The sequence below is a fragment of the Colwellia sp. E150_009 genome, assembly GCF_053543955.1.
Genome location: NZ_JBHFOM010000059.1, coordinates 1 through 24,396, shown reverse-complemented (window position 1 = coordinate 24,396; position 24,396 = coordinate 1). Strand labels below are relative to the sequence as shown.

The 24,396-nt window shown below is 36.9% G+C and carries 18 protein-coding genes and 3 tRNA genes; 15 read left to right on the top strand and 6 right to left on the bottom strand.

Annotation, left to right across the window (positions count from 1 at the left end):
- Positions 1-71: 71 nt before the first annotated feature.
- Both ACE1OF_RS18335 and ACE1OF_RS18330 read right to left on the bottom strand, forming a co-directional pair.
- Entirely contained in the window at positions 72-1,685 is a 1,614-nt protein-coding gene (locus ACE1OF_RS18335; RefSeq protein ID WP_448896250.1) for an ATP-binding response regulator, read from the bottom strand.
- A gap of 187 nt (positions 1,686-1,872) precedes the next feature.
- Positions 1,873-2,496, bottom strand: coding sequence for a response regulator (locus tag ACE1OF_RS18330; RefSeq protein ID WP_448896248.1), 624 nt, complete (start codon positions 2,494-2,496; stop codon positions 1,873-1,875).
- Positions 2,497-2,647: 151 nt separating this feature from the next.
- On the opposite strand from ACE1OF_RS18330, the gene dinB reads away from it, so the two are divergent.
- From dinB to ACE1OF_RS18295, 7 genes are all read left to right on the top strand, one after another.
- Positions 2,648-3,706, top strand: a complete 1,059-nt coding sequence (gene dinB / locus ACE1OF_RS18325; RefSeq protein WP_448896247.1) for a DNA polymerase IV — start codon at positions 2,648-2,650, stop codon at positions 3,704-3,706.
- A 79-nt stretch (positions 3,707-3,785) separates the two neighbouring features.
- Positions 3,786-4,277 (top strand): regulatory protein RecX, encoded by a 492-nt coding sequence (locus tag ACE1OF_RS18320; protein WP_448896246.1) that lies wholly within the window; start codon positions 3,786-3,788, stop codon positions 4,275-4,277.
- A 24-nt stretch (positions 4,278-4,301) separates the two neighbouring features.
- Positions 4,302-6,932, top strand: a complete 2,631-nt coding sequence (gene alaS / locus ACE1OF_RS18315; RefSeq protein ID WP_448896244.1) for an alanine--tRNA ligase — start codon at positions 4,302-4,304, stop codon at positions 6,930-6,932.
- Between the two features lie 347 nt (positions 6,933-7,279).
- Positions 7,280-7,474, top strand: coding sequence for a carbon storage regulator CsrA (gene csrA, locus ACE1OF_RS18310; protein WP_448896242.1), 195 nt, complete (start codon positions 7,280-7,282; stop codon positions 7,472-7,474).
- Between the two features lie 209 nt (positions 7,475-7,683).
- A tRNA-Ser gene (locus ACE1OF_RS18305) sits at positions 7,684-7,775 on the top strand.
- 96 nt (positions 7,776-7,871) lie between these two features.
- A tRNA-Arg gene (locus ACE1OF_RS18300) sits at positions 7,872-7,948 on the top strand.
- A gap of 67 nt (positions 7,949-8,015) precedes the next feature.
- A tRNA-Arg gene (locus tag ACE1OF_RS18295) sits at positions 8,016-8,092 on the top strand.
- A 322-nt stretch (positions 8,093-8,414) separates the two neighbouring features.
- On the opposite strand, the gene ACE1OF_RS18290 is transcribed toward ACE1OF_RS18295, so the two are convergent.
- Entirely contained in the window at positions 8,415-9,254 is an 840-nt protein-coding gene (locus ACE1OF_RS18290; RefSeq protein WP_448896241.1) for a hypothetical protein, read from the bottom strand.
- Positions 9,255-9,717: 463 nt separating this feature from the next.
- On the opposite strand from ACE1OF_RS18290, the gene ACE1OF_RS18285 reads away from it, so the two are divergent.
- The 8 genes from ACE1OF_RS18285 to ACE1OF_RS18250 all read left to right on the top strand — a co-directional run bounded on the left by ACE1OF_RS18285 (position 9,718) and on the right by ACE1OF_RS18250 (position 19,267).
- Positions 9,718-10,017, top strand: a complete 300-nt coding sequence (locus ACE1OF_RS18285) for an OadG family protein (RefSeq protein ID WP_448896239.1) — start codon at positions 9,718-9,720, stop codon at positions 10,015-10,017.
- Positions 10,018-10,027: 10 nt separating this feature from the next.
- Entirely contained in the window at positions 10,028-11,809 is a 1,782-nt protein-coding gene (gene oadA / locus ACE1OF_RS18280; protein ID WP_448896237.1) for a sodium-extruding oxaloacetate decarboxylase subunit alpha, read from the top strand.
- 8 nt (positions 11,810-11,817) lie between these two features.
- Positions 11,818-12,951 carry a sodium ion-translocating decarboxylase subunit beta gene (locus tag ACE1OF_RS18275; RefSeq protein ID WP_448896235.1) on the top strand — a complete coding sequence of 378 codons (1,134 nt, stop codon included), beginning with the start codon at positions 11,818-11,820 and terminating at the stop codon, positions 12,949-12,951.
- A gap of 302 nt (positions 12,952-13,253) precedes the next feature.
- Entirely contained in the window at positions 13,254-14,294 is a 1,041-nt protein-coding gene (locus ACE1OF_RS18270) for a DcaP family trimeric outer membrane transporter (protein ID WP_448896234.1), read from the top strand.
- Positions 14,295-14,321: 27 nt separating this feature from the next.
- Entirely contained in the window at positions 14,322-15,386 is a 1,065-nt protein-coding gene (locus tag ACE1OF_RS18265) for a TRAP transporter substrate-binding protein (RefSeq protein ID WP_448896232.1), read from the top strand.
- An 87-nt stretch (positions 15,387-15,473) separates the two neighbouring features.
- Positions 15,474-16,022, top strand: a complete 549-nt coding sequence (locus ACE1OF_RS18260) for a TRAP transporter small permease subunit (protein ID WP_448896231.1) — start codon at positions 15,474-15,476, stop codon at positions 16,020-16,022.
- A gap of 2 nt (positions 16,023-16,024) precedes the next feature.
- A complete protein-coding gene (locus ACE1OF_RS18255) occupies positions 16,025-17,413 on the top strand; it encodes a TRAP transporter large permease (protein ID WP_448896230.1) in 1,389 nt (462 codons plus the stop codon).
- Between the two features lie 180 nt (positions 17,414-17,593).
- Positions 17,594-19,267, top strand: coding sequence for a methyl-accepting chemotaxis protein (locus ACE1OF_RS18250; protein WP_448896229.1), 1,674 nt, complete (start codon positions 17,594-17,596; stop codon positions 19,265-19,267).
- Between the two features lie 107 nt (positions 19,268-19,374).
- On the opposite strand, the gene ACE1OF_RS18245 is transcribed toward ACE1OF_RS18250, so the two are convergent.
- From ACE1OF_RS18245 to ACE1OF_RS18235, 3 genes are read right to left on the bottom strand one after another with little or no spacing between them, the layout of a single operon-like run.
- Positions 19,375-19,995, bottom strand: a complete 621-nt coding sequence (locus tag ACE1OF_RS18245; RefSeq protein WP_448896228.1) for a response regulator — start codon at positions 19,993-19,995, stop codon at positions 19,375-19,377.
- Positions 19,988-21,427, bottom strand: a complete 1,440-nt coding sequence (locus ACE1OF_RS18240) for a cache domain-containing protein (RefSeq protein ID WP_448896227.1) — start codon at positions 21,425-21,427, stop codon at positions 19,988-19,990. The genes ACE1OF_RS18245 and ACE1OF_RS18240 overlap by 8 nt, the downstream gene beginning before the upstream one ends.
- A gap of 29 nt (positions 21,428-21,456) precedes the next feature.
- Positions 21,457-24,312: an FAD-binding and (Fe-S)-binding domain-containing protein gene (locus ACE1OF_RS18235; protein WP_448896226.1), complete on the bottom strand. Its 2,856-nt coding sequence runs from the start codon at positions 24,310-24,312 to the stop codon at positions 21,457-21,459.
- Positions 24,313-24,396: the final 84 nt, after the last annotated feature.

The window sequence follows — 24,396 nt, the reverse complement described above, 5'->3', positions numbered from 1 at the left end:
TACCACCACTTCAATTATTGGTGACGGTAATGGTTTCATAAGCCTCAATAGTGACTTTATAGGTCTGTTTCTTACTGAATAAGGTGATTTATTGCGATGCGTAATTGAGCGGGTTTAATCGGTTTGGGTAATCTTACTTGTTTTGCTGTAGTGATTTCAGCTATAACATCGTTATCTGTATCACCAGTGATGACTATTCCTGGGATATTACCTATTTGTTGTTGCACCAGTTGTATTAATTCGCAGCCATTTATTTCACCAGGCATTCTATAGTCAGTGAGTATAATTTCAGGTTGGTAACCATTTTTAATTAGCTCTAATGCTTTTGCAACGGAGTCTGTGCTGGTTAGATCGCATCCCCAATCATTAAGAATGTTATCCATTGCGTGTAGAATTTCTATTTCATTGTCTATGAGCATTACTTTTAAATTATTCAGTTTATTCTCTACTTTTGGTTGCTGCTTAGTATTAGATATTTTTTCCTTTTTAACTCCTTCAGGAAGCACTAGAGTAAATTTAGTACCATGACCTACTTTAGATGTGAAGTTGAGCTGATAGTTCAGTAGAGTTGTTATTCTTTTTACAATAGAAAGACCTAAGCCAAGCCCTTTATTTCTATCACGTTCAGGATTGTTTAATTGATAAAATTCATTAAATATTTCTGTTCTATTTTTTTCGGAAATACCAATACCAGTATCATCTATATGCAGTTGTAAACAGTTATCACCTTTATGACTACAGTAAATATCAATCTGTCCTTCGTTTGTATAACGAATGGCATTTGATAAAAGGTTACTTATTATTTGTTCGAGAAAGACAGGATCGGTGTAAACATAGTAGTTGCAATTTTTTACATTCAGCTTCAAATGTTTTGTTGTTGCTTGTATTGAATATTGGTCGGTACATTTATTTATCAATTCACCTAATAAAAAGTGTTGTTTGTTGATCTGTAATGTCTCTGAATCTATTCGGCTAATATCAAGTAAGGCATTAAATAACTCATCTAAAGAATCTAAGCCTTGTTGAATATGTAGCAAGTCACTTTTTTGAGTATTGGTTGTTAATTTTTTATTTAAGGTTTCTACAAATAGGTTAACCGCATGTAAGGGTTGGCGAAGGTCATGACTCGCAGCTGCAAGAAATCGTGACTTATCACTATTTGCTTTGTTTGCTGTTTTTGTTTGTTTTTTTAAGTCAGCAACGAGATCAATATTTTGATACTTGAGTGTTAGAGAATTATTTATAAGTCGATGCATGTTACGACTGAAAACTAAGCTGATAGCCATATAAACAAGTACACCACTGGCTGACCATTTGTAAAGCAAGTTGTCTTGTAAAAACATCATAACAACAATAGGCATAATGGTGGGAAACGCAAAAACTGCGTAGGTTAAAGGTCTGGAGGATAGTGCAATCATGCTTGCACCAATAACAACAATTAAGGTGATTATAATTGCAGTAAAGGTGTCTAACATATCGGGATGGAAAAACAAAAAAGCGACACTTCCCCATATAATTCCTGAGGCTAGTACACTAATGGTATAAACTTTACCTTGTCTAAAAATTTGTTCTGTCGATGCGTTTTCACTATCTAATGAACGCTGGTGGTGCCATCTTATAAAAGTTAATAAATAGGTTGCCCCAACCCAAGATAATATGGTGGTGTGTGATTCAGAGTCCCACAATAAAATGGCTAATGGTAAACAGCCAAGCAAAGTACCAATCAGGGTGGCTGGTAAATTATCGTGGAGAATTAATATTTTATCTGCGACAATTTTATCTGCGTTGGAAGTTTCAGCCTTTATGATGATTACTCCTAAACTGTTAATGTTATGTGACTGAATCCTTATCTATAAATAAGAGAGTCGGGGATTAGTCTAAACCAAGTTGCTGTGCTTTTTTGATTGTTTCTGTTCTGCTTTGAGTGTTTAAAGCTTGAAATATAGCCATAATATGCGTTTTTACCGTGGCCAAACTAAGAAAAAGTTGATCAGCAATAGCCTGATTAGTTAGACCGTGACGAATAAGGCGAAGTACTTCTAATTGTCGTGAAGTAAGATTATGTTGACTTGCCCAATCGACAGGTATTAAATGACGGTCACTTACTGGTATATCATTACTTGGCTTTACTATTTCCCCCCGTAATACTGATTCAACAGCATTTTTTATTTGATTACCGTTAGAGGATTTAGGGACAAAGCCCATTGCACCCAATTGGAGGGCTTTTTCCATATCCCATGGATCTTCAGAGGCGGTAACCATAATAATGGGAGTTAAACATAGTGATTCAGATAGCTTTTCAAGTAAGTGAAAACCGTCAATACCAGGCAAACGAAGATCTACCAAGGCAATATCGTATGATTCAACAGTTAATTTTTCGTATGCCTGTTGACCATTATTGACAGATTCGCATTCAACATCCGAAAACATGCTGTGAAGAATTGATCTCATGCCTTCTATAAATAGGATATGATCATCGGCAAGTAATACTTTCATATTTTTATGGTTGCTTCTAAAAAGGGCTGTTTAATATCAATATTTTATGATGTTACATGACTAAACGTCTAGATGGAATTATTTTATACCAATTGACGCTGTATAAAAAAACAGTGATAATGGTGTTCATATAAAAGCAAAAGATGTCGGTATGAAAAAAATTATTCATATAGATATGGACTGTTTCTATGCAGCCGTTGAAATGCGAGATTTTCCACAATATCGTAATATTCCATTAGCGGTTGGTGGTGATGGTCCTCGCAGTGTTCTTTGTACTTGTAACTATCAAGCACGTAAGTTTGGCGTGCGCTCTGCTATGTCAGCTATCAAAGCGAAGCAGCTTTGCCCAGAATTAACCATAGTACATGGGCGTATGTCAGTTTATAAAGAAGTGTCAGCCCATATAAGAGAAATTTTTTCTCGTTATACTCACCTTATTGAACCCTTGTCTCTTGATGAAGCCTTTCTCGATGTTACTCATTCAACCCAATGTCAAGGCAGTGCCACGCTTATTGCAGAAAAAATCCGCCAAGATATATACAATGAGCTTAACCTAACAGCTTCTGCAGGCGTTGCGCCAAACAAGTTCATTGCTAAAATAGCGAGTGATGAAAATAAACCCAATGGGCAATGTGTGGTTGCTCCTGATCAAGTTGCTACATTTGTTGAGCATTTATCGCTTAAAAAAATACCAGGTATTGGGCCTAAAACGTTTCAAAAACTACAATCTTTTGGTTTTTCCACCTGTGCAGATATTAGGGCTTCTTCAATTGCTAATTTAACGATGATTGTGGGTAAGTTTGCGACTAGCTTGTTTCAAAAAGCCCATGGTATTGATCACAGAGAACTTGAAGTAAGTAGGCAGCGAAAATCATTAGCGATAGAAACAACATTGGCGATGGATGTGTATACTGAGACGGATTGTTTAAGTGTTATTGGGCAGCTATACCCCAAATTACTGCAAAGGTTAGAAAAAGTACAAAACCGAAAAGTTGTTCGTCAGGGCATTAAGCTAAAATTTAATGATTTTAACCAAACAACGGTAGAACAACAAAGCTTAGACGCTAACGAGACAGTTTTTAATAGTTTATTGCCAAAGGCTTATGAGCGAGCGAAAGGGCGAGGCATTCGGCTTGTGGGATTAACCTTAGGTTTTGCCGAATCCACTATGACAGAATCAACAAATAGTAAGCAACTATCGCTTTTATAAAGATAAGCTGAGATACCAAGAGCCCATAAATTTTACAGCTGAAATTAAAACGACAGATAAATTAATAAAAGATAATGGTATGAGCGAAAAAGAAGAGCAGCAACCAATAAAGAAAAAATATCAACAACGAACAGCCTTGCATTGTGGTGTTGGTTTGTTAGCGCGTAGAGAGCATTCAGAGTGCGAACTCAGACAAAAATTAGTCCAACGAGAATTTCCTGAAGAAGAAATAAAACATGCTATAGAGCGCTTGCTTGAAAAAGATTATTTGTCTGATAAACGCTTTGCGCAAAGTACCTGTAGGTATCGTGTTAACCGAGGATATGGTTGGCGATATATTGCTAATGAATTGAAGCAAAAGGGAGTATGTTCAACAATTATTCAACATTTGCATAAAAATTGCGAAATTGATTGGTATCTTCAAGCCGAGCTTGCGTATAATAAACGCTTTGGTGAAACTAGGAGCGAAGATCTCCCCATAAGCAAAAAAGAGCAAGCCAAAAAAATACGATTTTTACAATATCGCGGATTTTCGACTGATGAAATTTTTGCGGTAGTTAATGATAATTGAATAAACAGACTGATTAAGGTTCCCATGATTAAAACCACCGCCGAAGTACGTCAGGCATTTTTAGATTTTTTTGCCACTAAACAACATCAAATAGTTAAAAGTAGCTCACTCGTTCCAGGTAACGATGCAACTTTGCTTTTTACCAATGCAGGCATGGTGCCTTTTAAAGATGTATTTTTAGGAGCTGAGGCACGCAGTTATACTCGCGCAACATCAGCACAGCGCTGCGTACGTGCAGGCGGCAAGCATAACGATTTAGAAAACGTAGGTTATACCGCTCGTCATCATACATTTTTTGAAATGTTAGGTAATTTTAGCTTTGGTGATTATTTTAAAGAAAATGCTATTAGCTACGCTTGGGAATTCTTAACGAGTGTTTTAGGTTTACCAAAAGAGAAGTTATTAGTCACTATCTATGAAAGTGATGAAGAAGCCTTTTTATATTGGAAAGACGAAATTGGTATTCCTGCTGAAAAGATCATTCGTATTGGTGATAAGACAGCAGGCAAAAAGTTTGAATCTGATAACTTCTGGTCAATGGGTGACACTGGTCCGTGTGGTCCTTGCTCAGAGATTTTTTATGATCATGGCGACGATATTTGGGGAGGGCCTCCAGGATCACCAGAAGAAGATGGTGATCGTTTTATTGAAATTTGGAATATCGTTTTCATGCAGTTCAATCGCCAAGCTAATGGTGATATGGAACCTTTACCTAACCCTTCAATTGATACTGGTATGGGGTTAGAGCGTATTTCGGCTATTATGCAAAATGTGCACAGTAATTACGAGATCGATCTTTTCCAAGCATTGATTAAAGATACGGCTAATCTATTAGACTGTAATGATTTAGACAATAAATCATTACGTGTAATTAGCGATCATATTCGCTCGTGTTGCTTTTTAATTGTTGATGGCGTTGTTCCATCAAACGAAGGACGTGGTTATGTATTGCGTAGAATTATACGCCGTGCAATCCGCCATGGTCATAAGCTTGAAGCAAAGGAACATTTCTTCCATAAGTTAGTAAAATCATTGATTAAACAAATGGGGGAAGCTTATCCTGAATTGGTTCAACAACAGGCCATTATTGAAAAATTATTGCGTATTGAAGAAGAACAATTTGGCCGTACTTTAGACCGAGGCATGGTATTGCTTGAAGATATTCTCGACAATCTTGAAGGTGATACGATTAGCGGTGATGATGTTTTTAAACTTTATGACACTTATGGTTTCCCTGCTGATCTAACGGCTGATATCGCCCGTGAGCGGCACTTAAATATAGATCATAATGGTTTTGATATTGCAATGGGCTTGCAACGTGAGCGTGCTCAACAAGCAAGTCAATTTGGTACGGATTATAATCAACAGCTTAAATCTGATCACAAAACTGATTTTAAGGGCTATACAAACCATGCATCATCAGCCACGGTTGTAGAATTATTTAATGCCCATGATCATGAAGCTGTTAAGCAATTAAATGCTGGCGAGCAAGGCATTGTTATTTTAGATCACACACCATTTTATGCTGAATCGGGTGGTCAAGTTGGTGATACTGGCTTATTACACCTTGATAACGGCGTTTTTGAGGTTGAAGACACGATTAAACTAGGTAATGCTTTTGCGCATAAAGGTATTGCTCATACTGATATAGGTTTGAATCGTCGAGTTAAGGCAGAAATTAACAGTGAACGCCGTGCAGCTATTGTAAAAAATCATACGGCAACTCATCTTTTGCATGCGGCTTTACGTAGGGTTCTAGGCGAACATGTTACCCAAAAAGGCTCATTGTGTGACAGTGATAAACTTCGTTTTGATTTCTCTCATTTTGAAGGAATGACAACACAAGAAATACATGCTGTTGAACAAATGGTTAACGAAGAAATACGACGTAACCATGCGAGAGACACTGAATTAATGGATATTGAAGATGCTAAAGAGAAAGGCGCTATGGCCCTCTTTGGTGAAAAATATGATGATGAAGTACGAGTGGTTACCTTAGGGGATTTCTCTACTGAACTTTGTGGCGGCGTTCATGTTGAACGAACAGGCGACATTGGCTTATTAAAAATAGTTTCTGAATCAGGTATTGCTGCAGGGGTTCGCCGTATTGAAGCAGTAACCGCAACTGGTGCGTTAGATTATGTTAATGAACAAAGTGCTTGTTTAGCGAAAGTTGCGGGTTTAGTGAAAACTGATATTGCTGGTGTTGATATAAAAGTAGAACAGTTGATCACACGCTCTAAAGCATTAGAAAAAGAGATTAATCAGTTAAAACAAGAGCTAGCTGCACAAGCAGGTTCAGATTTAATGAGTAGTGCTATTGACATCAATGGGGTGAAGGCTTTGATTGCTGATTTAAATGGCGTTGAAAGTAAAGCCCTGCGTGGTATGGTTGATGAACTTAAAAATAAAATGCAGTCAGGTATTATTATGCTGGCTACCGCTAATGATGGTAAAGTTGGTTTAATTGCTGGAGTGACTAAAGATCTTATTGGTAAAGTTAAAGCAGGTGAATTAGTTAATATGGTCGCTCAACAAGTGGGTGGAAAGGGTGGTGGACGTCCTGATATGGCACAAGCTGGAGGGAGTCAACCTGAGAATATCACAACAGCCCTGGCTTCGGTTCAACCTTGGTTAGCTGAAAAATTAAGTTAATTGACACTTTATTAACTGAATGTATTCGACAAAAGTAAAAAGCCAATTAGTTATCTAATTGGTTTTCTTATTTTTAAATGTTATTTAGATGTTAATCTTTTCAATAAAAAATATTCTGCATCAAAAAAAGAGCCTTTAGCACTATTCAAAAGGAACATAAGCTTGATAGAATGAGGCGGTATTTTAATCTGTTTTAAGCATAGGAGCTTAAAACAGATTAAAAAGTGGATTTTTTCATAATATTAACTATAACTTATAGTGTATTAGGGAAAAACAGGCTAACTTCATATATTACTAGCTTATATATATTTATTTAGTGATTCTCAATTTTAAAAAAGGAATGTGTAATGTTAATATTAACAAGACGCGTAGGTGAGACGTTGATGATTGGTGATGAAGTCACCGTGACTGTGTTAGGTGTTAAAGGAAATCAAGTACGCATTGGTGTAAATGCACCTAAAGAAGTCTCAGTACATCGTGAAGAAATTTACATGCGTATACAAGCAGAGAAAGATGATACAGAATCATCTGGAAACGTATAATTACTGTAACATAGTATGAACTACATAATTAGCGTTCTAAAAAAGCACCTCAATTGACGGTGCTTTTTTATGTTTTAAACTTTATTATTTTTAATAATGATTGAAAATCATCAATATTGGGTAAATTGTCAGCAAACAGTACGAAAAGATAAATTAATTGGTAAAAATGTTTGACTTATTTTTGAGATCCATTAATATTCGCACCCATTGGAGAGGTGGCCGAGTGGCCGAAGGCGCTCCCCTGCTAAGGGAGTATCTGGTTTATCCCGGATCGAGGGTTCGAATCCCTCCCTCTCCGCCATTATTTACTTTAAGTATCTAATGGTAAAATCTTTAAACCGAGATTTAAAAGAAAGTTTATCGGTTAAGTAACGATATTAAAAACATCTTAGATTGCGGACGCGTAGCTCAGCTGGATAGAGTACCTGGCTACGAACCAGGCGGTCGCAGGTTCGACTCCTGCCGCGTCCGCCACTTTTCTTTAAGTGGTAAAATAATAAAGATAAGCTAATATTAAAGCTGAAAAAATAAATATGACCGCGGACGCGTAGCTCAGCTGGATAGAGTACCTGGCTACGAACCAGGCGGTCGCAGGTTCGACTCCTGCCGCGTCCGCCACATTTCTCTTGAGAGAAGATTAAAAACCAATCGCATGATTGGTTTTTTTTCGCCTAAAATTTGAATGTTGATATTCAGGCGATCGTATATGCATATATTAACCTCAACAAAAACCGCAGGATTCGACTCCTGCGCGTCTGCCACATTTTATTAACCGCTTTATTGTAAAATGATTAATACCAATCTCACTAACTATGTGATCATTTATATTGGTTAAAACAACCAACTACGGCGTTATTTATTTAATAATTAGAGCAATTAGTTATTAAAATAAATGCCTTGTATTTGGCTGTTTTTCCTGTGTATAAAGTAGATCACCTAATTAATAAAACTGGTATAACTCACCTTTTTTGAATTTTTTTATTTTGCCAATATTCGCTTTATAAAATAATGGTACGCGCTTAGCTTTATAAGCGTTGATATAAAAGCGAGTAGGCCATGCGTGAGGGGGATATTGTGCGTCTTTCGTAGTTTGTTTGTGGGTTACATCAAATGTATAACTATTAGGTAGTGCCTGATTACTACCAGGTACTGTGTCACGTGTATCAATATAAGTGTCACTAAAGTCAGCACAAGATCCAAAGTTATCAATACCGTAATGCCAAAAAATGCCTGAATAAACAGCAACAGGATCTAAATAGGTTGTTTGTATAATAAGTTGTGGGTTAATTGCTCTTGCACCTTCACAAATGCCGAAAGTTACAAAGGCACCACAACTGTGACCAATAGCATGAATTGCTTTAAGGTTTGGTTGTTTTGCTAGGTGCTTGCCAATTTCATTTCCAATTTTTTTACCTGCAACAGAACAAAGAAACACATTACTAGCATAGTTTTGCCAATCAATACTATGATTTTGTTCGTTAATGTTAGTTAACGTGGGGTAGGGGACTTGCACCATTAGGTTTTGTAATTCGTCACTCCAGCTGGAGGGGTTGTCGTTAACTCCGTGTGCTGATAGTGTTATGTATTTTGTGCTGCTTTCTACAGGAAATTGACTAACTGATGAGAAGTCACGAGGCCAATAAGCATAAACAAACAGTCCTAGTGACGTCAGGATAAAAGGTATTCCTGGTATGATAACCAGCCACCACCAAAATAGACGAATAATTTTATGCTTGTTAAGTTTTATCATTAGGCTGTTCGGGTGTTTTGTTTGGTTCATTGATTCTTGCTTACGATCAGCATCAATATAATACAATAGCTCAAACTTGTATGCTAAATAATCAAAGTTTTTGACTAACAATTAAATGACTAGGTAAGAAGATTATATTTTTATTTGCTTCTATTGTACGGAAAACAATTAAGTATAACTTGATGAGTTCAGAAGGAAGATTATTTTTATATTTTACTAGTGAATATTATGCATGGTTAGTGAATAGTATATACATTTAAGTATATTGTATAAAATCATGAAAAAATCTTCTGTATGTTAGGTATTCATTGGAATGATATTGTATACAATATCTAGTTATACAAAATTAATTGAATATTTAGTAAAAAAAATTGAATATTGATGGTTTTTGCTATTGACGAAAAATTATTTTTATGAAACTGCAAAATAATGTTTGTTTTTAATAATTGGAGTGATTATTCTAATTTCATAAATTAACGAATGAGAACAAAAAATGAACACAATGGAACAACAATTCTTAGAAGCTGGTACGCTTATGCTAGCAGGAATGGTATTTGTTTTTGCTTTTTTAAGTTTATTAATTATCTTTATTAATACGGTATTAGCTAAATTGGCGGTGAAGTTTCCTGATCCTATTGCGCCAACTAGAACTCATTCGAATAATAAAAAAAATAAAGTAGCGAGTGGTGAAGTATCGCCAGCTATTGTTGCGGCAATTAGCGGTGCGGTAACTCGTTACCGTCAACAACACTCAATACAACAACCTTCCATCTCACAGAAAGAAAAGAAATAAGGGCACAATCATGAACAAACCACTAGGTATTACTGAAGTTGTTTTAAGAGATGGACATCAATCCATTCTTGCAACACGTCTTCGTTTAGAAGATATGCTGCCAATAGCGTCAACCTTAGATGATGTTGGTTATTGGTCAATTGAATCATGGGGTGGTGCAACATTTGATTCTTGTATTCGTTATTTAGGTGAAGATCCTTGGGAGCGTATCCGAGCGTTGAAAAAAGCCATGCCTAAAACGAAACAACAAATGTTGTTTCGTGGTCAAAATATCTTAGGCTATCGTCATTATGCTGATGATGTGGTAGAGAAATTTGTTGAGCGTGCTCATGTTAATGGTGTTGATGTTTTCCGCATCTTTGATGCAATGAATGACGTTCGCAATTTACAAACGTCAATTAAAGCAGCTGTTAAAGTTGGTGCTCATGCACAAGGAACATTAAGTTATACTGAAAGTCCAGTTCATACGCTTGAAGGTTGGCTTACTATGGCTAAAAAACTGGAAGATATGGGCGCACATTCATTATGTATTAAAGATATGTCTGGGTTATTAAAGCCTTATAACGCGGCTGAGTTAATTAGTCGATTAAAAGAAACAGTCTCTTTGCCAATTGCCTTACATTGTCATGCAACAACAGGGTTAAGTGTTGCAACTCAAATGAAAGCTATCGATAGTGGCGTTGATGTGATTGATACCTCAATTTCGTCAATGAGTATGACTTACGGACATTCACCAACAGAAACTATTGCTTCTATTGTTGATGGAACACCGCGTGATACGGGTTTAAACATTGAAAAAATGGCTGAAGTTGCTGCTTATTTCCGTGATGTAAGAGAGAAATATGAAGAGTTCGAAGGTAGTTTAAAAGGTGTTGATGCACGTATATTAACTGCGCAAGTTCCTGGTGGCATGTTAACAAACATGGAAAACCAGTTAAAAGAGCAAGGTGCAGCTGATAAATTTGATGAAGTATTAACTGAAATTCCAAAAGTACGTAAAGATTTGGGTTATATTCCTTTAGTAACACCTACATCGCAAATAGTGGGTACACAGGCTGTATTGAATGTACTTACAGGTGAACGTTATAAATCAATCACAAAAGAAACTTCGGGTGTGCTAAAAGGCGAATATGGCGCAACTGCAGCACCAGTTGATGCACAATTACAAACACGAGTGTTAGACGGTAAAGAGGTTATTACTTGTCGTCCTGCTGATTTACTGACACCAGAAATAGACAAACTATCGACAGAATTAGAAGCGTTAGCAAAAGAGAAAAATATTACGTTGTCGACAGAAGTTATTGATGATGTATTAACGTATGCTTTATTTCCTCAAATTGGCTTGAAGTTTTTAGAAAATCGTAATAACCCTGCTGCTTTTGAACCTATTCCAACAAAAGCAAGTACCCAAAAAGCAACCACCTCAGTTGAGTCTGGTGTAACAACGGGGCCTGAAAACTATGCAGTGAGTGTTGATGGAAAAATTTATGAAGTAGTTGTTGCACCAGGGGGGTCTATTGATGCAATCACGCTTCCTGCTGGAGATGATGCTATAAAACAATCGGCTTCTATTTCGGCAGAAGAAACATTGAATGCGCCACTCTCAGGTAATATTTTTAAAGTACTTGTTAGTGAAGGTGATGCTGTTGAAGCAGGTGATGTTGTTATTATCATGGAAGCAATGAAAATGGAAACCGAGATTCGCGCAGTAAATGCGGGAGTTATTACTAGTTTGCATACCAAAGAAGGTGACTCTGTTGCTGTTGGTGATGCATTACTTAGCTTTTCGTAGAGGATCTTATGGATTCATTAATTAAACTATGGGAATCAACTGCTTTAGCTAACTTTGAGTTAGGGCAGGTTATCATGATGTTAGTTGGTTGTCTTTTACTCTATCTAGCGATAGCAAAAAACTTTGAGCCATTATTGTTATTGCCAATGGGGTTTGGTGCAATACTAACGAATATTCCTGTAGCTGGTTTTTCTGAAGTGGGTGGCTTACTTCATTATATTTATTATGCGGGTATAGACACGGGAATATTTCCCTTGATTATCTTTATGGGGGTTGGTGCTATGACTGACTTTGGCGCTTTGATCGCCAACCCCAAAACTTTGCTTTTAGGTGCGTCAGCGCAGTTTGGGATCTTTGCCACGTTATTTGGCGCTATTGCTCTCAATGCAGTGCCAGGAATAGAGTTTACTTTAAAAGATGCTTCTGCCATTGCTATTATTGGTGGTGCCGATGGTCCAACCGCTATATTTTTAGCGTCTAAATTGGCACCTGAACTACTTGGAGCGATTGCCGTTGCGGCCTATTCATATATGGCGTTGGTACCAATTATACAGCCACCCATTATGAAAGCATTAACAACAGAAGATGAACGAAAAATTGAAATGGCTCAACTTCGTCCTGTTACAAAAGTAGAAAAAATTATTTTTCCACTTGGCGTTTTGTTAATGACTATTTTCTTTTTACCGTCAGCAACACCATTAGTTGGTATGTTCTGTTTGGGTAATTTAATGCGAGAATCGGGTGTGGTTGATCGGTTAAGTACCACAGCTCAAAATGAGTTAATTAATATTACGACTATCTTCTTAGGTCTAGGTGTTGGCTCAAAGTTAAGTGCACATGCGTTTCTTAATGTTCAAACATTAGGTATTTTAGCACTGGGTGCTGTTGCCTTCTCAATTGGTACTGCTTCAGGTGTATTAATGGCGAAGCTAATGAATAAATTTTCGAAGGAAAAAGTAAACCCATTAATTGGCGCTGCAGGTGTATCTGCTGTGCCAATGGCGGCACGTGTTGCTAATAAAGTAGGCTTAGAGGCTAATCCTCATAACTTTTTACTTATGCATGCAATGGGGCCCAATGTTGCTGGTGTACTTGGTTCAGCTGTTGCGGCGGGTATTTTACTTGCGTTGGTAGGTGGGTAGTTCGCTAGCAATTTTTTAGGTTGATTAATTTATCCCAAACGCTGAGCTTGTCTCAGCGTTTTTTTTGCTTTATCTCGTTTTTAAATTTAGTTTAAGCCGCTAAAACTCTTCCTAAGTTACGTTCTTTTATAGCAAAATACGCACTGTTTTTAATAAAGAACTAAGGGCAAACACGTAGAAAAAATACGTGTGTTCGCCGATTTTAACTAGACGACTAATTTAATATTGTATGCCTTGCACTAAGTTTGATGGTTTCTAAAAATAATTAAATCCATCTAAGTTTCAACAAAAAGGTAACAATAATGAAAAATATAATTAAGTCCGGTTTGATGTTGACAGCATTGGTATCAGCCCCTTCTTTTGCAGGGTATACATTTGATTTAACCAATGAAGATAAAATTACTTTCGGGGGCTTCATTAAAGCCGATGTGCGTAGCATAAGTGGAGATGTTAGTTCGCCCGCAACAAATAATGATTACTGGATTGGTGTCGCTGCTGTCACTGATGATATTTCAACAACCAAGTTTACAGTCAATGAAACTCGTTTTAATGCTAAATATGTTCATGGTGATGTTACAGGGTTTATTGAATTAGATTTCTACGGTGGTGGGGGTAATCAAATTATTTCTAACTCATCTAATCCAAGATTACGTCATGCGTTTATTAAATACAAAAATATAACCGTGGGTCAAACTTGGACCACTTTTATGAATACCAGTGCTTTAGCTGAAGCTGCCGATTTTGGTGGACCATTAGTTGCTTCTTCATTTATTAGACAGGGTCAAATTCGTTACACCAATGGCGGTTTACAAATATCTGTAGAAAATCCTCACTCTGATTTAGGTGATAGTAGCCAAGATTCAATACCTGATTTTATTGCAAAATATACGTTTAAAGGTGATTGGGGGAATGTTTCTGTCGCTGGTGTAGCACGACAAGTAAACACGCTTGGTGGCGATACTGAATCAGCCCTTGGTTATGGTGTTGCAGGTCGGATTAAAACATTTGGCAAGGATGATTTTCGATTCCAAGTACATGGTGGCAATACCGGTCGCTATGTTAGTGTGCTTGTTGCTCGGGATCTAGTGGGTGAAGAAATAGAAGAATCAACCTCAATTATGGCTGCTTACCGTCATTTTTGGACAAACGATATGCGCTCAACAGTATATTACGGTAGTACTGATGCTGACATCGCAGGTACTAAGCATAATCATGTCGCGGTGAACCTTTTTAAAGATATAACCAAACAACTTTCTTTTGGTATTGAAGCTGGCAAATTTGAAATGAATGAAGTGGATAAAAGTTCAAATTATCTACAGTTATCAGCAAAATACGTTTTATAACTTGCCATTAATTACTAGGAGAAAGCAATGAAAAAATTATCATTATTTATCACTAGCGTGTTAGTCGCGAGTAGTTTTTCTGGTGTAGCGATGGCAGAAAAAAAGATGCTTCTTAAAACGCCTATTTATTATAACTCTGTATTACCAAGCTTAGGTTCAACAATAAAATATGTCTCTGACAATATTCAAACATTAAGCGGTAATAGTTTGAAAATGAAAGTTTATGAGCCTAATAAGTTAGTCAATCCAAAAGAAATACTTGATGCGGTATCAACAGGTAAAGTGCAAGCGGGTTATGCAACTGCAGCAAATTGGGGAGGCAAAATTCCTGCTGCGAGATTATTTTCATCTATACCGTTTGGTCCTGAAGCGCCAGAGTATTTGGCTTGGTTTTATCATGGTAATGGCAATAAGCTTCATCAAGCGTTGTATGACGATAATAATTTGAATGTAAAAGTTCAAGTGTGCGGTATTCTTGCGCCAGAAACCTCTGGTTGGTTTAAAGATGAAATCAATAAACCAGAAGATTTAAAAGGATTAAAAATGCGCTTCTTTGGGTTAGGTGCCTTAGTCATGGAAAAGTTGGGCGTTAGTACTGTAGGCTTACCTGGAGGCGAAATTTTTCCTGCTATAGAAAAAGGAGTTATTGATGCAACTGAGTTTTCCATGCCCATTGTTGATCAACGTATTGGCTTGAAAAAGTTATTAAAATATAACTATTTTCCTGGCTGGCATCAACAAGCGACGATTATGGAGCTGATAATTAATAAAGATACATGGAAAAGTATGAGCGCACGCCAACAGTCTACTATTGAACATTTATGTAAATCAGCCACTTTAGAGGCAATTGCGCTGGGTGAGGCGATACAAGCGCCTGTGATGAAACAGAACCTAGAAGATGGTGTTGTGAATAAGTACTGGTCGCCTGAAATGCTAACAACTTTTCAATCTAAATGGGATGAGGTGATTAATGAGCAATCAGCTGCTGATCCTGCTTTTAAGAAAATTTATAACGATTTAGCTCAGTTCCGTAAGACCTATGACTTATGGGAAGCAAACGCTTTTTTACCGCGTCCTAAACCAAGTATTTAACACTTGCTTTATTGGTGTTTATATTCCTGTATCTCCCCAACCTAGGGCTTTTGGCTCTAGGTTTTTTTACTGAATTAGGAGAATCGTATGGCTGATTCATCTTCTCAATCCCTTGGTGTAATTTCTAGTTTTTTTCACAAAACAGCGGATGTTTTTGAGTCAATCATTTTAAAAGTGTCGGCTGTTTGTTGTTGGTCATCGGCGCTATTAATTGCTGTAATTATTTGTAATGTCATATTGCGTTACGGTTTTCAAAATGGACTAATTATATTTGAAGAAATTCAATGGCACTTGTATGCCATAGGCATTATGTTTGGGTTGTCTTATGCCGAAATAACAAACTCTCAGGTGAGGGTCGATGTGGTTGCTTCCATGTTAAAGACTAGAACAGTGCTGAAGTGGGAAATATTTGGCGCTATCATTTTTGTTTTTCCAACCATCTTTGTTATTTTATTCAATAGTGTTGATTATGTTGCTAATTCATACATGCTAGGCGAAAGTTCATCGTCTCCTTTAGGAATGCCGTTTCGTTGGGTAATTAAGTCTGCAATACCTGCAAGTTTCATTTTACTTGGCATGGCCGTACTTGCCCGTATGTTCCGAAATATCATAACCTTAACTCAGAAGGAGACATAATCATGGATTTTAATGAAATTCTCGTTATCAGCATGTTTTTGACCTTTATCGTCTTTTTATTTACAGGTATTCCTATTGCCTATGTATTAGCGGGAGTAGGTATTCTTTTTGGTGGTATTGGTTATCTTTCAGATATTCATATGGATACCTTCACCGGGTTAGATCTCAATGTATTAGGGTTAGTGGTATCACGCATCTTTTCCTTAATGGAAAACTGGGTGTTAGTTGCATTACCTATGTTTATTTTTATGGGATTAATGTTAGATAAATCAGGTGTTGCTCAACGAATGATGATGGCGATGCAAGAATTATTTGGTCGAGTGCGTGGTGGTTTAGGCATAACTGTTACATTGATTGGTATTATTTTAGCGGCTTCAACGGGCATTATTGGTGCGTCTGTTGTATTGCTTGGTTTATTATCAATTCCCGCCATGATGAAGCAAAATTATTCTAAAACATTTGCTACGGGTATTGTTTGTAGTGCGGGTTGTTTAGGTATTTTAATTCCGCCTAGTATTATGCTTGTTATTATGGCTGATCAACTTGCGTTATCAGTAGGGGATTTATTTACCGCTGCAGTATTTCCAGGCTTAATGTTAGGTGTGGTATATCTAGCTTATATTTTGGGCTTGTCATATTTTAAGCCAGAAGTAGCGCCAGCCCCAGAAGATCGTAGGCCGCTCACATTTAATGTTCTAAAAGAAGTTTTTCATGCAATTTTTCCTCCTATTGTGCTTATTATTGCGGTATTAGGGTCTATTTTTGCAGGGGTTGCTACACCTACAGAAGCCAGTGGTGTTGGTGCGTTAGGCGCTACATTGTTAGCGCTTTATAATAAAAAGCTGAGTTTTAAGGTGTTTCATGGTGTTTTAATGTCATCATACAAAACTACCGCTTATATCTTTGCTATTTTTATTGGGGCAACGGTTTTTTCTCTAGTATTACGCGAACTTGGCGGTGATGAATTTATCTCGGACATGTTAACTGGGTTACCTTTCGGTTCATTTGGCATTTTGTTAGTGATTCTCGGTGTTGTGTTTTTACTGGGTTTTTTGCTTGATTGGATTGAAATAACCTTAATTGTTTTACCATTACTAGCACCTGTTATTGCGGGTTTAGATTTTGGTATTGGTGCTGTTAATGGCTTAGATCAACCTGTTTTGGTCTGGTTTGTTATGTTGATTGCAGTTACGTTACAAACATCCTTTTTAACACCGCCTGTTGGTTTTGCGCTGTTTTATTTGAAGGGAGTATGTCCGCCAGAAATCAAACTGACCGATATTTATAAAGGGGTTGTTCCTTTTATTATTTTACAGCTATTAGGGCTAGGGGCTTTGATTCTGTTTCCTGAGGTTGCACTTTGGCTACCGTCAGCGGTTTATGGTAAATAATAACGATTTTCGTTTATATAAAATTTGACATAAAAGTGCCTTACTGTAAGTTCATTATTACTTTAAGGCGCTGTTTTTATTTAAATAAAAATATTAAAATATTTAAACATTTACTTACATATTACTAATTCTGTACTATGTTTAATAATAGTAGTTAAATCCTTTTATTCAGGTATCGCCATGTTCAAATCACTTAGAGCTCAAATTTATTCTCTTGCTTTTATTCCTTTTTTTATTGTCGCTATTTTAGGGATTTTTTTAGAATTTAATGCCCTTCATAGCTTTGGTAGTGATGTGAGTAAGTTAACGGAAGAGACAGTAATAACCGTTGAAAAATCACGTTTGAAATCTATTCTTGATTCAGTTGAGTCGCTTATTCAACCGTTTGTCGATAAACCAGGAACTGAAGGTTATGATGAAGCGTTAGCATTACTGTCTAATATAAAATTTGATGAAGGCACTGGTTATATATTTGCGTATAAAGATGATGGTGAAAGAGTGCTGATGGGGAATAATCCAGCAAATGTTGGTGAAAATTATTGGGATCTGCAAGATAAGCAAGGTCAGTTTATTATTCGTGATCTAGTAAATGTAGGTAAGCAGGGAGGGGGATTTTATACTTATTGGTTTCCAAAGCCAAACGAAAGCGAAGCATCGCCTAAGTACAGCTATGCTATTTATATCAGTAAGTGGAATTTGATGTTAGGTACGGGATTTTATATTGATTCTGTTGATAAAGCTATGGCGACTATTGATGAGTCTATTACCAATTCGCAAGGAAATAATTTGACTAATAGTATGGTTACAACGGTAATTGTTGCGATTATTGTTGCTTTTATTGTAACTTTTGCGATTAAACTCATTTACAGAGGTCTTAAAAACTTGTCGTCTTCTGTTGAGGCATTAGCTAATGGTGAAGGCGATTTAACACAAACTATTGTTAATAGCCCAATTGATATATTGAATAATATTGCGAATGACTTTAATCATTTTTTAAGATCATTAGGCAGTGATGTTCGTAATATTAAACACACCAGTGAAGAATTGTCTGAAATGGCGGTGCAGTCAACTGAGCGACAACGCAATCTTGAGCATTCTTCTGAGCAACAAAAACAAGAAACAACGCAAGTCGCTACAGCGGTTGAAGAAATGGCCTCAACTTCAGCAGAAATAGCTAATATAGCTGAAGTGACTCGTGCATCGGCAGAAAATGCTGAAAAAGAAATGCAAGATGTGTTGTTGCAAGTGGAATCTTCAAACCAGCGAATGGATGAGCTGAATGCGTTACTTGAAAATGTTGAGCAGTCAGTGCAAGAGTTGGGTGGTAATGTTGAGTCAATTAACTCTGTACTTGGTGTTATTCAAGGGATTTCAGAGCAAACTAATTTGTTAGCATTAAATGCCGCAATTGAAGCCGCGCGTGCTGGTGAACAAGGGCGTGGTTTTGCCGTGGTTGCAGATGAGGTTCGTACTTTAGCGCAAAGGTCTCAACAAAGTACCATTGAAATTTCAGATATTTTAGAAAGTTTGAAAACGAGTTCACATCGTACTATTGCTGATATGGGTGAGTCTGCTAATAAACGAACAGCTGTTTCTGATGCTATGTCAACCATTCGTGGTCTTATTGACTCAACGTCAGACTCCATAAAGCAATTAACTGAAATGAATATCCAAGTGTCTACTGCAGCTACTGAACAATCAATGGTGGCGAGTCAAATAGCGCAAAGTATCAGTGGTATTGCTGATCTTGCAGAGGATATTGGTGTAGGCTCTTCTATCTCGCGTGAAAAATTTGAAGAGCTTGAAATACTATCTATTGAGTTACATAAGGTATCGGATAAGTTTATTGTTTAGTTAGTTTTATAGGAGTGAGCCATATCAGTTTGACGATATGGCATCGCTTATTAATTATTTGCTGATAATATTAAATATGATTTTTAGCAAGGGATCTTATGTCTTTTCTACCTATCTAATCCGTAGTCAATAGCATAACGCATTAACCCTAGGGTTGAGTCAATGCCCAGTTTTTGTTTGATATTACGCTTATGGGTTTCAACAGTACGTACGCTGACATTAAGCTCTTGAGCGATACGTTTATTATTGAGGCCACGGGAAATAAGCCTTAATACGAGTTGCTCGCGTCTAGTGACAATGCCTCGTTGTTCACCAGCAATTTCTTTTGTTAGAATTTCTGTTACTTCAGCACTAAAATAATGCTTACCTGAAATAATTATTTTAATTGCATCTATTAATTCATTACCTGGAACATCTTTTAAAATATATCCATCTGCTCCATAACGCATGGCTCCTAAAATATATTCTTTGTTATCATGCATACTGAGCATGAGTACTTTGCAGTCAAGGTTTTGTTCTTTAATTAGTTCAAGCACGTACATACCATCCATTTCTGGCATATTGATATCCATTAATACAATATCAAAGGCGTTGCTTTTTATCAGTGTTAGCGCTTGTTTACCATTTTCTGCTTCAGCAGCTACATCAATCTCTTCATCTAGGCTTAATCTATGCTTTAATCCCTCGCGAAAGAGAGGATGATCGTCAACCAGTAGTATCTTAATCATGCTCATCACCTTTAATTGGTTTTTCACTGGCGTTATTGGCTATATAACGTAATTGTGCTTGCGGTATTCTAGCAATCACTGTGGTGCCACTTTTTTCTGAATTAACAATCAAATTACCATGATAAAATTTTAGTCTTTCTTTCATATTGCGTAACCCAATGCCTTGATGAACTTTTGTTTGTTTATCCATCTTTTTATCAGAAATTTTATCGTAGTCTTGATAATCAAAACCTTGGCCATTATCAATAATTTCTAATACTAACCACCCTGGCAATAACTTTAAAGTGATATTTACTTTTGATGCATTGGCATGGCGTTCAATGTTGGTTAATGATTCTTGGGCAATGCGATATAATGCTGCTTTAACTTCTGTTGATAATACATTGCGAATAGATAAGCGCTCTACTTTCACTTTAATACCTGTTCGTCTAGAGAAATCTCTGCCGAGTTCTTCTATGGCAGCGCCTAAGCCATAGTCTTCTAATAACCCAGGATGCAGTTGGTGTGAAATAGCACGAATATCCCCCATTATTTTACAAATAAGCTCCATGCTGCGATTCATTTCATTGCTAGAATCAGCATTGTTCTGTTGTTTTAGCTGTGCTGTTTCTAGAGAAAACCTTGCAGCAGCAATGGTTTGGCTTATACCATCATGTAGTTCTCTTGAAACGCGTTTACACTCTTCCTCTTGGGTTTGAAATATACGTTCATTCAACTCACGTAATTTTCGATTTGCCATTTTTTTTTCACTAAAGCGAATAAATTGCCCCGAAAAGAAAATAGCGATAACCGCCACTAAACCAATAATGAGTGTCAAAATTGAGGTATTTTGAATATGCTTACTAATGGAGGCATTTAATTGTGCTATTTCTTCATCAATATCGTCAATATACACACCCGTACCTATCATCCATTGCCAATCATTTAACGCGCGTGAATAGCCTATTTTTTTACCCACGCCATCCCCTTTTGACGGTTGGTAGAATACATAATTGAGATAGCCTCCGCCTTCTTTAGCTGTTTTAATGAGGCCTTTAATAAGTTTTACGCCGTTTCTATCTTCAAGATCTATCCAATTTTTACCAATGCGTGATTGTTGCTCAGGTAAAACGAGTGCGGTACCGTCAAAATTGTAAGCGAAAAAATAGCCATCTTTACCAAAACGCATATTAGACAATATTTCTTTAACTAAGGTTTGTGCTTGTTGTTTATCTAAGTTTTTGTTTTGATATATATATTCAGTTGCTCCTTCAGCAAGTGATACATAATTGCGTAACTCTTCTTTACGGTGTTTAATAACGCTATGGCGATATTCAGCTACAGTTTGTTGAGAAAGTGACTTGTATTGTACTTGAGTAACAAATAATACTGCGGAGAGTGCCAATAATAATGGGACTATAGTAACTAATTGTAATTTTAAGTTTATATTCACTTATGCCCCTTGTTTAACGATAAGCCGAATTAAGCAGAGTCTTTTTCTGTTGTTGCTTTATCAACCAAATAAAGAATTGATTGGTAATCAATTCCAGCATGATGGGATAAACCTATTTCACAGGTTCTACTATTACTATAGCCAGTTTTACAATTTTTAGGTACTTGTGCTTTTAATGGCGCAAGTGCATTTTTATTTAACTCAGGCGTGGTAAAGCCCTTATCGCCTGCAAAACCACAGCATTGTATATGCTCTGGTTTTATTACTTGTGTACTACAGCGCTCAGCGAGTTGTTGCATTTTATCGGCTAAGCCCATTTTTTGGCTAGTACAAGTAACATGCAACATAACGGGTTCATTTATTGGGGTAAAGTTCAAATAATTGATTAATACATCTTCAATAAAGCCAACTGGCTCAAATAGTGATAAGCCTAACACTTTTTCTTTGTTTTCTAGCAGCATAGCTTTGCATGGACTTGTATCAATAAGAATAGGATATTTTCCATCATCACTTAAGTCTCTTAATTTGGTTAACAAAGCACTGCTTTTTTGATTTGCTTGAGTGAACATGCCCTTACTATTAAACGGCATACCGCAACATTCACCTGTAAGATCAGGACTGATAACATCAAAGCCTGCTTTTTCAATTAATGAAAAGGTGACTTCTGTTAATGAACGTTGATCCGTTGCTGTAATTGATTGCCCCATACTTCGGCTTGCGCAGCTGGGTATATAAACCACTTTTGGGCGTAAAGGTAAGCTGTATGAAGCCATTTTTTTAGGATGATAAGTTGCTTTTTGTGGTAAATATTTACTCCACAGCGGGATTTTATTTGCAGATAGTTTTCTAATTGTACCTGTTAAACCAGCCATTACCGTGCTCCCTAAGACACGATGACTAAAACCAGCAATAGCTAAAGAGCCGCGTGTTATTTTCTCAACGGTAGCAAAGTTATTGGATAACATATTAGCCACACCTTGATAACGTTGATTATTATCATGACGTAAGTTCCTAATGAGATCGCCGGTATTTATACCAACAGGACAGCGTTCTGCACATAAACCTGTGGCTGCACAAGTATCTATACCTGAATAAGTAAACTCCTTTTGAAGATCGGCTAATAATTTAGGATTTTCATTACTTGTTTTAAGACGACTGATTTCTCTAAAGCTGGTGATGCGTTGTCGAGGGGTAAAGCTTAAGCCATTTGAAGGGCAAACAGGTTCACAAAAACCACATTCTATACATTTATCAATAATTTCATCTGCCGCTGGTAGTGCTTTTAAATGTTTTATGTGCGCATGAGCATCATCATTAATAATAACACCAGGGTTAAGTAATTGTTTTGGATCGAACAAATGCTTTATTTGTCGCATTAACTCCATTCCTTGCTTGCCCCATTCTAACTCAACAAAAGGAGCCATATTTCGTCCAGTACCATGTTCTGCTTTTAATGAGCCTTGATAGTCAACCGCAACGAGTTGACATACATCATCCATAAAGGCTTGGTAACGGTTAATTTCTGCTTGTGTTGAAAAGTCTTGTGTGAAAACAAAATGCAAATTTCCCTCTAGGGCATGACCAAAAATTATAGCTTCATCGTAATGATATTTTGTAAAAAGCGTTTGAAGGTCGGCAACACCATCAGCGAGTTTTTCGACAGGAAAAGCAACATCTTCAATGATAACCGTAGTGCCTGTTTCACGAACAGCACCAACCGCAGGAAACGTACCTTTTCTTATCGCCCATAATTGGGAATACTCACTAGCAATATCAGTAAATTTTATCGCATTAGTTTGCTGAAAGGTTGCAAGTAATGATTCGAGCTCAGTTACTTGTTGTTCTAATTGGTCAGCATTAGCTGCGCGTGTTTCAATTAATAAAGCCCCAACGGTTTCATCCAGTGTTTTGATAAAGTCAGGTAAACCATCCATATCACTAACAGAAGCTAAAGCGCGTCTGTCCATTAGTTCAACAGCAGCAACGTTAGCATTTGCGAGTGCTGAAACAGCAAGACAAGTGGTTTGTATATCAGGAAAAAACACCAATGACGAGGCACGGTATTTGTGCTCAATCACCGTGTTATAAGTGATTGAGGAAATAAACCCTAACGTGCCCTCAGATCCAATCATTAAATGAGCAAGAATATCAATAGGGTCATCAAAGTCTATTAATGAATTAATAGCATAACCCGTAGTGTTTTTAAGTCGATATTTGTGGCTAATTAGCTGATGTAATTCTGAATTAGCACGCGTTTTCAACGCTAATGTATTTAAATCATTTAGCAGGTTGGCATGTGTTATTTTAAAGTTGTCAATGCTAGTTTGATCTGCTGTATCTAAAACAGAACCATCGTGTAAAACAATTTTTATGCTGTCTAAGGTATGGTAACTATTTTGCGCTACACCACAGCACATACCACTAGCATTATTGGCTGCAATACCTGCTACTTTGCATGTGTTAATTGACGCTGGATCAGGCCCAATTTTACGGCCATAAGGTAGTAAATATTTATTCGCATCAGCGCCAATAACACCAGGACCTAATTTTATTTTAAGTCCTAAATCTAATATTTCATAGTCTCGCCAGCGAGTAGTTAACATAATCAAAATTGATTCGGATTGTGCTTGTCCTGATAGGCTTGTGCCCGCTGCTCTAAAAGTAACTGCGAGGTTTGCCATAGCCGATTCTTTTAAAGCCGTGACAACCTCTTCTTCGGTATCTAACATCAAAACAATTTGTGGTACTAACCGATAAAAACTGGCATCAACACCAAAGGCTAATCGTTTGGCGTAACTAGTAATAATACGTTCTTTAGGTAGAAGCTGAGCTAATTTAATAGCTAAATTCTGATATTGCGGTAATAACATTACAAATTCTCTCATTAACTATTTAACCTGAGCTCGGCTTAACAAATGTTTCTCTAGCTGCTGTTTTTCCTTACTTCTGCGTTAAATTTACTTGCAATA